The sequence below is a fragment of the Paenibacillus sp. WC2504 genome (assembly GCF_052682475.1).
In genome coordinates this window covers 191,915-204,901 of sequence record NZ_JBQZFH010000001.1, presented here as the reverse complement: position 1 = coordinate 204,901, position 12,987 = coordinate 191,915, and the positions used below count along the sequence as shown (strand labels likewise).

Annotated in this window: 12 protein-coding genes and 1 pseudogene; 6 read left to right on the top strand and 7 right to left on the bottom strand. The window is 48.0% G+C overall.

The annotated features are described in order from the left end of the window. Positions 1-8 precede the first annotated feature (8 nt). A complete protein-coding gene (locus tag ACUN27_RS00975) occupies positions 9-1,058 on the bottom strand; it encodes an NAD(P)/FAD-dependent oxidoreductase (protein ID WP_326063023.1) in 1,050 nt (349 codons plus the stop codon). A 178-nt stretch (positions 1,059-1,236) separates the two neighbouring features. Between ACUN27_RS00975 and ACUN27_RS00970 the strand changes: the two genes are divergently transcribed. From ACUN27_RS00970 to ACUN27_RS00955, 4 genes are read left to right on the top strand one after another with little or no spacing between them, the layout of a single operon-like run. Beyond that, the gene (locus tag ACUN27_RS00970) at positions 1,237-2,085 is read left to right on the top strand and encodes an ABC transporter ATP-binding protein (RefSeq protein ID WP_326063024.1); all 849 of its coding nucleotides are present in this window, start codon (positions 1,237-1,239) and stop codon (positions 2,083-2,085) included. After that, a complete protein-coding gene (locus ACUN27_RS00965) occupies positions 2,033-2,968 on the top strand; it encodes an ABC transporter substrate-binding protein (RefSeq protein ID WP_445558252.1) in 936 nt (311 codons plus the stop codon). The genes ACUN27_RS00970 and ACUN27_RS00965 overlap by 53 nt, the downstream gene beginning before the upstream one ends. Before the next feature lie 22 nt (positions 2,969-2,990). Beyond that, positions 2,991-3,989 carry a FecCD family ABC transporter permease gene (locus ACUN27_RS00960; protein WP_315954389.1) on the top strand — a complete coding sequence of 333 codons (999 nt, stop codon included), beginning with the start codon at positions 2,991-2,993 and terminating at the stop codon, positions 3,987-3,989. Further along, on the top strand, positions 3,986-4,996 hold the full coding sequence (locus tag ACUN27_RS00955; protein WP_315954388.1) for a FecCD family ABC transporter permease: 1,011 nt from the start codon (positions 3,986-3,988) through the stop codon (positions 4,994-4,996). Before ACUN27_RS00960 ends, ACUN27_RS00955 begins: the two co-directional genes overlap by 4 nt. Before the next feature lie 98 nt (positions 4,997-5,094). Here ACUN27_RS00955 and ACUN27_RS00950 read toward each other — a convergent pair whose 3' ends face one another. The 6 genes from ACUN27_RS00950 to adh all read right to left on the bottom strand — a co-directional run bounded on the left by ACUN27_RS00950 (position 5,095) and on the right by adh (position 10,876). Further along, positions 5,095-5,553, bottom strand: coding sequence for a hypothetical protein (locus tag ACUN27_RS00950; protein WP_315954387.1), 459 nt, complete (start codon positions 5,551-5,553; stop codon positions 5,095-5,097). Between the two features lie 37 nt (positions 5,554-5,590). After that, on the bottom strand, positions 5,591-6,019 hold the full coding sequence (locus ACUN27_RS00945; RefSeq protein ID WP_315954386.1) for a hypothetical protein: 429 nt from the start codon (positions 6,017-6,019) through the stop codon (positions 5,591-5,593). After that, complete coding sequence (locus tag ACUN27_RS00940; protein WP_315954385.1) at positions 6,016-7,209, bottom strand: ParM/StbA family protein; 1,194 nt, start codon at positions 7,207-7,209, stop codon at positions 6,016-6,018. Before ACUN27_RS00940 ends, ACUN27_RS00945 begins: the two co-directional genes overlap by 4 nt. A gap of 265 nt (positions 7,210-7,474) precedes the next feature. Then, positions 7,475-8,764, bottom strand: a complete 1,290-nt coding sequence (rpoN, locus tag ACUN27_RS00935; RefSeq protein WP_326063029.1) for an RNA polymerase factor sigma-54 — start codon at positions 8,762-8,764, stop codon at positions 7,475-7,477. A gap of 216 nt (positions 8,765-8,980) precedes the next feature. Beyond that, positions 8,981-9,343, bottom strand: a complete 363-nt coding sequence (locus ACUN27_RS00930; RefSeq protein ID WP_315954383.1) for a DUF779 domain-containing protein — start codon at positions 9,341-9,343, stop codon at positions 8,981-8,983. Between the two features lie 12 nt (positions 9,344-9,355). After that, entirely contained in the window at positions 9,356-10,876 is a 1,521-nt protein-coding gene (gene adh, locus ACUN27_RS00925) for an aldehyde dehydrogenase (protein ID WP_315954382.1), read from the bottom strand. Between the two features lie 346 nt (positions 10,877-11,222). On the opposite strand from adh, the pseudogene ACUN27_RS00920 reads away from it, so the two are divergent. Both ACUN27_RS00920 and ACUN27_RS00915 read left to right on the top strand, forming a co-directional pair. Continuing rightward, positions 11,223-12,308, top strand: a pseudogene (locus tag ACUN27_RS00920) (sigma-54-dependent Fis family transcriptional regulator); the annotation flags it as partial. A 127-nt stretch (positions 12,309-12,435) separates the two neighbouring features. Beyond that, entirely contained in the window at positions 12,436-12,837 is a 402-nt protein-coding gene (locus ACUN27_RS00915; RefSeq protein WP_445558251.1) for a helix-turn-helix domain-containing protein, read from the top strand. The last annotated feature ends 150 nt before the right edge of the window (positions 12,838-12,987 follow it).

Sequence of the window (12,987 nt, the reverse complement as noted above, 5' to 3'; positions counted from 1 at the left end):
GAGTCCTGTTAGCTGAACATTTGCTTCACTAGTTCCCGATTTCGTTCTTTGAAAACTTCATTATGGGAAGAAACCATAGCATACTTGTAGGCACCTGGCTGTATGAATTGTTTCGCTTTATTTACAGCATTCGCTGCATCATGGAAGGCTCCGGCGATCAGATGGACTTTCCCCTCATGATTGAGAATATCGCCAGCTGCATAAATCCCCTCGATGGAAGATTCGCTCGCTGCGCTGCCTTTAATATAATAGTCGTCTACGATCTCGATCTTCACTTCGCTATTTTGAAGTAAAGTCGTATCCCGCTCGTAGCCGTGATTAATGATGACTTCATCAATTTCCAAATACGAAATTTCGCCCGTTTCGTGATTCTCAAGCTGAACGTGCTCAATCGTTTCGTGATTTGCACCGGCAATTAATTTACAAATCGAAGAATTAAAAATACATTGCACAGAGCTTTCCATAAGCTGCTTCACTTGAGCCTCATGACCGGAAAGCGCATCTTTGCGATACGTTAAATAGACTTTTCCAGCCACAGGCTCCAGCTCATTAGCCCAGTCAACGGCTGAGTTGCCCCCGCCAGAGATGACGACCGTTTTACCCTTAAAGCGCTCAAGAGACTTCACCGTATAATTCAAATTAGATACCTCATACCGTTCCGCACCCTCGATTTCAAGCCTTTTGGGATTGAGAATGCCCCCGCCTACTGCGACTATGACTGTTTTCGACAAATGCTTTGCGCCGGATGCAGCGAGTAGTTCAAAGATCCCCTCTTCATTGCGCCAGATCGACTCGACTTTCTCACTTAAGACAACCTCCGGCGAGAATGTTAATCCTTGTTCGACTAGTTTCTCGATCAGCTTTGCGCCAGGCAGCGGTGTATGACCGCCAACGTCCCAGATCATCTTTTCCGGGTAGACATGCACTTTGCCGCCAAGCTGTGGCTGATACTCAATAATCTTTGTTTTCATTTCTCTCAAGCCGCTATAGAAAGCAGAGTAAAGCCCTGCCGGGCCTCCTCCGATGATCGTTACATCAAACAATTCCTGATTCTCCATAAACGTTCACTCCTTTTCACTTACATGCAATTGATTTTCATTATCAATTAACTATAAGACTATTTTTTTCTTTTGACAACAAAATAATCATTGACAACCTTAATCTGTTGACTTAAAGTATGTTTAGTTATGTTAATGATAATGATTATCACTATCGATAACATTCTGGAGGTGTCTTATGGTTCGCCTGTATATAGATGGACTCAACATTGGTTATGGAGAACGTTCGATTGTCAAAAATCTTAGCGTTGCCATTCCTGACAAAAAAATTACGACCATTATCGGTGCTAACGGTTGCGGTAAATCCACCCTTTTGAAAGCTACTACACGGATTATTCCTCACCAATCCGGACGTATCGTACTGGACGGAGCACTTATCTCGAAAGAAAACACCAAAGTTCTCGCCAAAAAAATGGCGATCCTGCCACAGACGCCTGAAAGCGCCAGCGGATTGACCGTCGGTGAATTAGTGTCTTATGGCCGCTTCCCTTATCAAACCGGCTTTGGCCGATTGACAAAAAAGGACTATGAAGCCATTGACTGGGCGCTCGAAGTGACAGGCACCCAAGATTTCAAATACAGGCCTGTCGATTCCTTATCCGGTGGTCAACGGCAACGCGTTTGGATTGCGATGGCTATCGCCCAGGAAACCGATATTATTTTTCTGGATGAGCCAACAACCTACTTGGACTTGGCCCATCAACTAGAGGTGCTGGAGCTGTTGCAGCGATTGAATCGGGAACAAGACCGAACGATTGTCATGGTGCTGCACGATTTGAACCAAGCCGCTCGTTTCGCGGATTACATCATCGCTCTGAAAGATGGCGAAATTGTCAAAGCTGGCGATTGCGAAGAAGTGATGCAGCCTGAAGTTCTCAAGCAAGTTTTCCACATTGATGCAGAGATCGGAAGAGATCCTAGGACCCATAAACCCATGTGCATTACTTACAACTTACTAAAGGGAGACTACTCAAGTGAAAAAAATACTGATTCCATTCCTGCTCTTCATCCTAGTACTAGCTACTAGCGCTTGCGGATCTGCAGCACCTAAAAAAGAAGATGGCTCTGCAACACCGGCTACTTCAGTTGCGGCTGGGTCCAAAACAATCACATACCAGTCCGAAGATGGGCCCGTTGAAGTGCCTGCCAATCCACAGCGTGTCATAGTCCTTTCTGCTTTTGCAGGAAACGTAATGGCGTTAAATGTGAAGCTTGTCGGCGTGGAGTCATGGTCCAAAGCTAACCCTAACTTTGACAAAACCCTAAAAGATGTGCAGGAAGTTTCCGATGAAAACTTGGAAAAAATCATTGAACTAAAACCCGATCTCATTATCGGTCTATCCACAATCAAAAATATAGATAAACTTAAGAAAATCGCGCCAACCGTTACATACACATATGGGAAAGTTGACTATCTAACCCAACATATCGAAATCGGAAAGCTTTTGAACAAAGAAAGTGAAGCGAGAGCTTGGGTTGACGACTTCAAGAAACGCGCACAAAAAGCAGGTACTGACATTAAAGCCAAAATCGGCGCTGACAAAACCATTTCCGTCATCGAGAGCTTCGACAAACAGCTTTACGTATATGGCGATAACTGGGGGCGCGGGACAGAAATTCTTTATCAAGAAATGAAATTGCCTATGCCTGCAAAAGTGAAGGAAACAGCTCTGAAAGAAGGCTATTATGCCTTGTCGACGGAAGTGCTGCCGCAATTCATGGGCGATTACGTGATTTTCAGTAAAAACCCGGATGCCGACAACTCGTTCCAACAAACAGAGACGTACAAGAATACAACGGCTGCAAAAAACGGTCACGTTTATGAAGCCAACGCCAAGATTTTCTACTTCAACGATCCTTTAACGCTGGAATACCAACTAGATTTCTTCATCAAAAATTTGCTTAAATAACATCACGGAGGAGCCGTCTCGGATGAAACAATCCATTTCATTTGGTTATAAATTTGCCCTTGGGCTCCTTGTGTTTGTGGGAATGTTTGTTGTTGCTATGGTGTTTGGGGCAGCGGATGCTACCCTCTCGGATGTCTGGCTGGCACTAACTTCACACACCACAAGCGGTGCGATTACAATCATCCGTGAAATTCGATTACCCCGCGAAATCGCGGGGATTTTCGTTGGAGCGGCTTTAGGCGTCTCAGGCGCCATTATGCAAGGAATAACACGTAATCCGCTAGCGGATCCCGGCTTGCTGGGGCTGACAGCAGGTGCCAACGCAGCACTCGCCCTAACCATCGCTTTATTCCCTTCAACAAGCTACTTGGGTATCATGCTCGCTTGTTTCATTGGAGCGGCCATAGGGGCGCTTCTGGTTTTCGGCATCGGAGCGATGAAAAAAGGCGGATTTTCACCCATCCGCATCGTTCTCGCCGGAGCTGCGATCTCGGCCTTTTTATACGCTGTTTCCGAGGGGCTCGGTCTTTATTTCAAAATCTCAAAAGATGTTACCATGTGGACGGCAGGCGGATTGATCGGCGCATCATGGGACCAGCTGAAGGTGATCGTACCTTTTATCGTGGTGGGATCGCTGGTATCTCTCCTGCTCTCCAGGCAGCTTACCATTCTTAGCTTAAGCGAAGAGGTGGCTGTTGGATTAGGGCAAAAAACGGCGCAAATTAAGGCGATTCTCTTCATCATCATTATTCTATTGGCAGGCGCATCCGTCGCCCTTGTCGGCAATATGGCTTTCATTGGGCTTATGATACCGCACGTCGTGCGTGCTATCGTAGGCACCGATTACCGGTTCATTATTCCAATGTCCGCAGTCTCAGGCGGTACGTTCATGCTGCTCGCAGATACACTCGGACGCACCATGAATGCGCCGTATGAAACGCCTGTAGTGGCTATTGTGGCGATGCTAGGCTTACCTTTCTTCCTGTTTATCGTACGTAAAGGGGGCAAAGCCTTCTCATGATTCATCCATCTATTCTCAGAAAACAACGCCTGCTCGTAGTTGGAGCTCTGTCACTTATCATCGTTACGATTGTGATCGGCATGGGGCTAGGCTACTCGTCGTTGTCCTATAACCGGCTGCTTCCTACCCTATTTGGTCAGGGGACCTTCAAAGAAGACTTTGTGTTATTTTCAATTCGATTACCTCGGATTCTGATTACCTTATTGGCCGGCATGGCACTTGCGCTATCCGGAGCGATCCTGCAGGGCGTTACACGCAATGATCTAGCTGATCCCGGCATTATCGGGATAAACTCCGGTGCGGGTGTCGCCGTTGCCGTCTTCTTTCTCTTTTTCCCGGTAAAAGCAGGCTCTTTCGTGTATTTTCTACCGCTAGTCGCTTTTATTGGAGCTCTGCTAACGGCAGCCTGCATCTACTTGCTCTCTTATAGTCGAAAAGAAGGTCTTCAACCCGTCCGATTAGTGTTAATGGGGATTGGCTTCTCCATGGCCTTATCCGGCATCATGATTGTCGTCATCTCCTCCGCAGAACGTGCGAAGGTAGACTTTATCGCCAAGTGGCTGGCAGGCAACATCTGGGGAACCGATTGGCCGTTCATCTGGGCGCTTCTGCCTTGGCTTATCGTGCTCATCCCGTTCTCCTTGTACAAAGCCAACCGGTTAAATCTGCTTGGTCTTAACGAGCCCGTTGCAATCGGGGTTGGTGTATCGGTGGAAAAAGAGCGTATCGTCCTACTTCTTACCGCTGTCGCACTTGCGGCTTCAGCCGTTTCCGTCACGGGAGGCATTACCTTTATCGGGCTTATGGCTCCGCATATCGCAAAAGCTTTGGTCGGGCCAAGGAATCAGCTGTTTATTCCGGTCGCTGTTCTAATCGGCGGATGGCTGCTGCTTCTGGCTGACACTGTCGGCCGCAATTTGCTCGACCCCGATGGGATTGCCGCCGGTATTATGGTCGCGTTGATCGGTGCACCTTATTTCATATACTTATTGCTGAAGAAAGCATGAAGAAAGACAGCATGCAAAAAAAGCTATCCTCCCGATTTTTGGGGGAATAGCTTTTTTTGATCATGAACAGGAGTTTTCCCTGTTATTTGCAGTTTTCCTCAGTTCGCGATTTGACTCCAGACCGGATACTCATCCAAGTAACCATACTGGTGCAGTTCCGTAAGTGCCTTGCGGATGCTGCTCTCATCCTCGCCTGACTCGCTGGAGAGTTCCAACAAGTCGGTCAAGTCAATCTTAGGATGTTCCTTGCAAAAAGCAAGCAGACCTTTGGCTGCCCAGGATAACCGATCGTCTTGGAAATCACCGACCAACCGGCGAAACATTTTCTGGGAAATAATTTTCATCTCGACGAGATTCTGCATCGCTTTCGTTACCTGCTTCAGATTCATCCGACCAAGTTTTGCAATATCAACCAAATCGGGAACATTTGATTCTGAGGAGAAGCATTTCAACACGATAACGGTCATTTGCGTATAAACATCCATGCCAGGATAACGAAATATATCATCAGTTAATGTAAAATGCCTAGCTGCTTCTTTCCCCTGATTGTTATCCATTTGGGTGTCCTCCTTATCCTGAATCATGGAGTTCCCCCTACTCGGGCTCCCTTCCATGATCCGAAGTAGGCACTAGCTTCCCTGAATTTTGCCGGGACTGCTGGAATATTTGTGCCAAGCTGAATTTCTTCTGTTCCCCCTCCGCACCTGCTGCTGGAGCTGGCTCTGGAGGCTCGTCCAATTCTACCTTGGGATCGATCTCTTCCAGTTCTACGGGAGGGCTTACTCTGTCTATATCGTGGAACATTTCTTTCCCGGGAAATAATTCAATTTCAGATGTTGCAGATGCTGACAAGCGCTCTTCGCGAACATATTTCGTTAAAATATCTATAATACCTTGGCTAAAATAGCCATCCATCTTCAACTGGTTTAAATAATCGATGACCTCAGTGGGCGTATCTGATGGAATATACAAAGTTACATCCTTGCCAGAGCGAACGTAGACGGTGGATCGGCGTTTTTTCAATCCTGACCGCTCCCGTTCTCGGAGACTCCTTTGGCATCTGTGCCGGCCGCGACTTCGTCCGCATGTTTCAGGGCGTGGTCCAGCATGAGGAACGTGCCTCGAACATTCCGGAATTGGCTGTGCTCGGCTGTATCAAACCGAATGGGCAGGCCCAGCTCGGCGTTTATTTTCTCAATCCAAGGCTGCAAAACAACAGCTCCGCCGCCGATAAACCAGAACTCGTTCGCATAACGAACGTGCTTCCAGGAGCTGCGGGCGAACTTCAGCACTTTCTCCGCTAATATGCGCATGTGTTTGTTGATCAGGCTCGTCATATCAAACACGACCTTGCCCTCGGCATAGATCTCATACTCCTTGTTGACGAGCATGAGCGTCAATTCGGCTGTGCTTGCAAGCAGCTCCTCGCCTTGCGCATTCACCTCGTTCCGAATGCTTTCGAGTGCGTCGTTGAGATAGATTTTTGCGCCAGTCGAGTGCCTTTGATCCAGATCAAGCCCTGGTCGGAAGAAAGCGATATCCATATCTACGCCGCCGACATCGGCAATGCCAAAGCCTTTGTGCGACAGATGGGATTTCGAAGTTGCTTCCAAATCATAAACGCCGGATACATCGTCTATGCTGATATCGGTTGGAAGCGAAAATTCCATTTCAACTGTGATCCCTTTGAAAACAGGGGTCGTTACGAACGTGACGGAGTGGACGCCTCCGGTAATTTTACGGGCAAATTCATCGCGGAATTTCGTAATTTCGCGAATCGGCAGGCCGGTGCCCAGGTTTACGGCAGCTTTAATCCGCTTTTTACCCTGCTTGATTGCGTCCTCATGTTGTTTGGCAATGGCATAAGCGGCAGCTGTCAGAAGCGTCACCATGGTCTCCGGTCTCTGGGCTTTCTTTTGCACAGCTTTATCTCCGACAATCTCGTGAAGAATACCTTCATCGCCAATAGCGAGATTTCCCACGTAAACATGTCGGTACTGATCACTTTCAATGGCAGGCGATGTAATTTGAACGTCGAGGAAATCCAAGGGATCACCTTGTTCCATCAAAAGAAATCGTTCACCAAACGGTTGTGCTAGTACATTAGGGAAAATGAAGCTACAGTCCAGATGGTCATAAATGACCTTGACATGACTGCTGCCGTTATCTATGGACAGCGTGATGGTAGTGGTTAAGACTTCGTTCTTTGTCAAGTCAATTCCCCTCTCCTACCTTGATTTGAATCTATATACCTATTCGCAATAGGAAAGTAGAATGAGTGGGTATTTGGAATATTTCGTTAATTTTACGCTTTCACTGGAATAAAGTTTAAAGTCTAAAGTTTAAACTTTAAACGGTAAAGTTCAAGCCTTAAACTTCAAGATTTGAACCTCAAATCTTAAAGTTTAAGATCTGAACCTCAAATCTTAAACTTTAAGATCTGAAAACTTTAAAAGCTTAGCGTTTAAAGTTTAACCTTCAAACGTTAGATCGCCTTTTTAGAGCAGGTGGAACATTCATCTGTTCTCTGTATTTAGCCACGGTTCGGCGCGAAATGACGAGGCCCCTGCTGATGAAAAGCTCGGAAAGCTGTTGATCCGAGAAAGGCTGGTCTCGATTCTCTCCCGCAATCGCTTCGCGAAGCTTTTCCTTGATGTAAAAAGAGGAAACCGACGTTCCATCGGCCAGCTTTATCGAAGAGGAGAAGAAATATTTCAGCTCAAATATCCCCCACGGGGTTTGAACGTACTTCCGGCTGACCGTACGGCTTACGGTGGATTCATGTACTTGCAGCGCTTCAGCCACTTGCTTCATCGTCATCGCTCCGATATGAGCGGTGCCCTTCGCACAAAAGTCGGCCTGAAACTCGAACATGAGGCTTGCGGTTTGCAGCAGCGTAGCTTTTCTTCGCTCAATGCTGTCCATGAGCCCCTTTGCTGCTTGCCATTGCTGTTTCAAGAAGCGGTAAGACTCTTGCGAAGCCTTCTGCTCCATCAGACGAAAATAGGAATCGCTGAGTGTAATGCCCGGAATCGCTGCGTTTTCCAGAAAAACAGTATACTTCCCCTCTACCAGCTTCAACTTGAGATCTGGTACTACATACTGCGGCTGTTCTCTGCTGTACATCGCTCCAGGCTTAGGGTTGAGCGCTTTTATCTGTTCAATCGCTGCTTGGATGCGTGGTAACTCTGTCCCGTATTTGACCGCTAACTGATGAAGCTTGCCAGCGGCAATTTCGGGCAAATCCTGTTGGATCAAATCTACCACCAACGGGTCTATTCCCTTCATCTGCTGCAATTGGAGGAGAAGACATTCCGCTAAGGTTGAAGCCCCTACGCCGTATGGCTCTAAGCTTTGGATAATTTGAATAGCCTGACGCACTAGCTCCAACGAGGAGCCTTGAATGGCAGAAATTTCATCTCTCGTATAGGGAAGGTAGCCCTTTGCATCCAGATTTCCGATGATCCATTTGCAGAGTACCTTTAGAACACTTTCCAAATTCATACAGGCTATCTGTTCTAGTAAAACCGATTCTAACGTAGGCGTGGCGTTATGATCGACATTGAGCCGCCAATCGTTATTAGAACCGCTAATAGGACGGTTTGCCGGATGTCTATACTTAAGTTCGATAAAAGGATTCTCATTCGCTTGCTGTTTCACCAACTCATGCAAATCCGAGGAAGACATGTGGAGAATCTCCATAGACTGCCGCATATGTGGGGTAAGCAGCATTCTTTGATCCTGCAGGGTAGTCAATGAGATTTCCATCCGCATACTCCTCCTTTTAGAATGAAATCGCTTACCTTTAGTATATTCGTACTTTTGCTGTAAAATCCACCATGAAAAAGGGCTGCACTCCAAGAATCCGCCCACCGCACAATAGCCTTTAGGGCAAAAATAGAGCCCTGTAATTTCCCTGACATGTACTTTATGAGGCACAAAAAGACCTAGCGATAGAACATCGCCAGGTCCTGCGTACACTTCTTACAAACCTAACACGCGCCGCTCTTCCTCCGTAAACATCCTCGAACGCGTCAAAAACCGCCGGCCCTCCGGGCCTTCGAGCGAAAACATGCCGCCCCTGCCGGGAACCACATCGATGATCAGCATCGTGTTTTTCCAATATTCGTACTGGGATTTACTCATATAAAAGGGGGCGCCGCCGATATCCCCCAACCAAACGTCGCTGTCGCCGATCAGGAACTCCCCCTGCGCATAACACATGGGAGAGCTTCCGTCGCAGCAGCCGCCGGATTGATGAAACATAACGGGGCCGTGTTTGGCTTTCACGATTTCAATTAGCTCCAGAGCAGCCTCAGTAGCAACAACCTTGCTTGCCTCCGTCATCGCAGCAGCTCTCTAGAAGAAGCCCAAAGCTTCAGGGCTGTAGCTAACGAGCAAGTTTTTAGTTTGCTGGTAATGCGACAGCATCATTTTGTGATTCTCGCGGCCGATACCTGAAGTCTTATATCCGCCAAAAGCTGCATGGGCAGGGTATGCATGGTAGCAATTCGTCCATACACGCCCCGCTTCTATGCTGCGGCCCATCCGGTAGGCTGTGTTCATATCGCGCGTCCATACGCCTGCTCCAAGACCATAGAGCGTGTCGTTCGCAATAGCCAAAGCCTCTTCCTGATTCTTGAACGTCGTAACCGCAAGTACAGGGCCGAAAATCTCCTCTTGGAAAATTCTCATCTTGTTATTCCCTTTAAGAACGGTCGGCTGGATATAGTAGCCTTCCGAAAGCTCCCCTTCTACTTTCCCTCTGTCACCGCCAATCAGACATTCCGCACCTTCTTGCGAGCCGATGTTGATATAGCTCATAATTTTCTCAACTTGCTCTGTTGAAGCCTGTGCCCCAATCATCGTCGATGTATCAAGAGGGTTGCCTTGTGTGATCGAAGCGACCCGCTTCAGAGCTCTCTCCATAAATTGATCGTAAATCGACTCCTGAATTAATGCGCGCGACGGGCTCGTGCACACTTCCCCTTGATTGAGAGCGAACATAGCAAAACCTTCAAGCGCTTTATTGAAAAAAGCGTCATCCCGCGCAAGCACATCTTCAAAGAAGATGTTCGGAGACTTACCGCCCAGCTCCAAGGTAACCGGTATCAAATTCTGCGAAGCATATTGCATAATTAAACGGCCCGTTGTCGTTTCTCCCGTAAAGGCAATCTTCGAGATACGGCTGCTTGAGGCAAGCGGTTTACCCGCTTCAAGGCCGAAGCCGTTAACGACATTGACGACGCCTGGAGGCAGCAAATCTTGAATAAGCTCGAGCAGCACCAGAATGGAAGCCGGCGTTTGCTCAGCCGGCTTGAGAACTACGGCATTTCCTGCCGCAAGCGCCGGAGCGAGCTTCCATGTCGCCATCAGCAGCGGGAAGTTCCACGGAATGATCTGCCCGACGACGCCGAGCGGCTCATGAAAATGGTAAGCCACCATATTGTCGTCCAATTGGCTGAGCGTACCTTCTTGGGCGCGGATGCTCCCTGCGAAATAGCGGAAGTGATCAATCGCCAGCGGCAGATCGGCCGCAAGCGTTTCACGGACAGGCTTACCGTTATCCCAAGTTTCGGCAACCGCAAGCATTTCCAAATTAGCTTCCATACGATCAGCAATTTTATTTAAAATAACAGCGCGCTCAGCAACCGACGTGCGTCCCCATGCCTCTTTGGCAGCATGTGCGGCATCCAAAGCCAGCTCGATATCTTCAGAAGATGAGCGTGGAATCTCACAGAACACACGATTATTTACAGGAGACGGATTGTCGAAGTATTGCCCCTTAACAGGCGCAACCCACTGTCCGCCGATAAAGTTTTCATACCGTTTTTTGAACGTTACTTTGGATCCGTTTTGTCCAGGTTGTGCATAAATCATTCTCGCTCAGCCTCCTTAAAATGGTATACATAAATAGATAAGCAAGAATCGTGCCAACGGACAAAATCCCGTTACAACGGGGTTTATGAATGGCGTACGAAGTTCGATGTTCCGTTTTGATACAAAGGATGTGTTCCATTTTGGGACATTCTTACGGGCAGCCCTCCTTTAATAAAAGCAACTATGGTATGATCGGATAAGATACGATTGCAATGGAGGGATCTTTTTGCTATCCGTGGAAAATAACTTTTTATCCGAAGCAGCGGCAGCTTCTTGGAAGCGCTGTCACGAACTTGGTTTAGTGCCCACCGACCCCATTGACGATGACATTTTAACAGGAATTCACATGCAGTCTTTACTCAAGCAAAATGAGCAAACCATCCAATACACCGAGCAAATCTTCGAACACATGCATGCCGGCATCAAAGAATCCGGCCAGATGGCACTGCTGATCAACCCGGAAGGAACCATTATTCACACAGCAGGAGATATCGACTTCTCCCGTCGAGCACTGGCGGTTCAGCTGCAAGTAGGCGCCAATTGGGCTGAACATCGCAAAGGAACGAACGCCATCGGCGTCGCTCTTACAGAGCGTAAGCCCGTGCGTGTGCATGCCGAAGAGCATTATTTCAAATCGAACCATTTCCTGACCTGCGCTTCTGCCCCTGTCTTCAACGCAATCGGCGAGCTTATCGGAATCGTCAATATTAGCGGCAAGCAAGAGAATTTCCATGCCTATACCTTTACCCTCGCCTGTTTGGCTGCTCAATCGTTGCAAAACAAAATTTTGCTCGAGGAATCGAAGAAGGAACACCTCATCACGCTAAAAGAGCTGGATTACTCCTCCATGCATCATCCTTTGCCCCTGCTCTCGCTTAGCCGAGATAACCGCATCCTCCGGGCAAATCACGCCGCTATGCGGATCATGGGCGGCGACGTCATCGGTAAACCCATGCCGAAACTGGAGGGTTTTGCCGTTCAAACTTTACATAATGAATATCAAAAGCTGTGGCAGTCTGTCTCCATTCGAAGGGTGACTGGAAATGATCAGCATTTATACACGTTTGATGATCTCGTCGGCACGTGTCCGACGTTCTTGCAGAGGAAAGAGCTGGCCCAGAAGGCTTCCTCCTCCGACTTCCCTGTTCTGCTCTTGGGTGAAAGTGGTGTCGGCAAGGAATTGTTTGCACAATCCATTCATACGGCAAGCGTCCGATCGGGAGGGCCGTTCATTGCACTTAACTGCAGTGCCATCCCAGACAGTCTCGTCGAAAGCGAATTGTTCGGCTATGCCCGCGGCGCTTTCACTGGTGCAAGCAAAGAGGGCAATATCGGAAAATTCAAGGCTGCGCATACAGGCACGATTTTCCTCGATGAAATCGGTGATATGCCCCTTCGGGCGCAGGCTGCGCTTTTGCGTGTGCTCCAGGACGGTAGGATTACTCCGGTTGGGAGCGCGAAAAGCAAAGCCGTTGATGTGCGCGTAATTGGCCGCAGAAGTGAAGGCCGGCGGATTCCGGGCCGATCTTTATTATCGGCTGAAGGGCATCCCGATTACGATGCCTGCTCTACGGGAAAGAAGCGATATCCTGACATTGGCGCTTCATCTGCTTCAGAAGCATGCTTCACCGTGCTGCGCCTTCACGGAAGCCGCCAAGCGCAAGCTGCTGGCCTACAATTGGCCAGGCAATATCAGAGAGCTGAGCGGCATTCTGATGCAAGCAATCTTCCTGGCTGGAGATCAGCCGATTGATGCTGAGCATCTAATGCTGGAAGATGCGGATGAGCTTACAGGCGAAGCCGCCAGCGAAGATTACCCTCTAACACTAAAAGAAGCGGAAATTAAGGCGATCAAGATGGCACTGACTGCTTCTGAATGGAATCTCAGCAAGGCTGCCGCCAAATTGCAGATTGGAAGAACGACTTTGTACCGTAAAATCGAGGAATATAGGATCATTTAAGCACCAATAGTCACAGAAGAGTAACTATCGTACTAAAAAGTACGTACTTTTCATCTCCTCATGAAACGTTCATAATAGCAATTGCCAACAGGTGACATCCTACTGATGGTGAGGATTTTATGATGCGATGAGGCCGGTTGGCCCATATAT

Excerpts from the sequence above, each read along its gene's own strand:
- ACUN27_RS00970 (WP_326063024.1), top strand. The coding sequence starts at position 1,237 with ATGGTTCGCCTGTATATAGATGGACTCAACATTGGTTATGGAGAACGT.
- ACUN27_RS00975 (WP_326063023.1), bottom strand. The coding sequence starts at position 1,058 with ATGGAGAATCAGGAATTGTTTGATGTAACGATCATCGGAGGAGGCCCG.
- ACUN27_RS00930 (WP_315954383.1), bottom strand. The coding sequence starts at position 9,343 with ATGACGGAGGCAAGCAAGGTTGTTGCTACTGAGGCTGCTCTGGAGCTA.
- ACUN27_RS00960 (WP_315954389.1), top strand. The coding sequence starts at position 2,991 with ATGAAACAATCCATTTCATTTGGTTATAAATTTGCCCTTGGGCTCCTT.
- ACUN27_RS00915 (WP_445558251.1), top strand. The coding sequence starts at position 12,436 with ATGCCTGCTCTACGGGAAAGAAGCGATATCCTGACATTGGCGCTTCAT.
- rpoN (WP_326063029.1), bottom strand. The coding sequence starts at position 8,764 with ATGGAAATCTCATTGACTACCCTGCAGGATCAAAGAATGCTGCTTACC.
- ACUN27_RS00950 (WP_315954387.1), bottom strand. The coding sequence starts at position 5,553 with ATGGATAACAATCAGGGGAAAGAAGCAGCTAGGCATTTTACATTAACT.
- ACUN27_RS00955 (WP_315954388.1), top strand. The coding sequence starts at position 3,986 with ATGATTCATCCATCTATTCTCAGAAAACAACGCCTGCTCGTAGTTGGA.
- adh (WP_315954382.1), bottom strand. The coding sequence starts at position 10,876 with ATGATTTATGCACAACCTGGACAAAACGGATCCAAAGTAACGTTCAAA.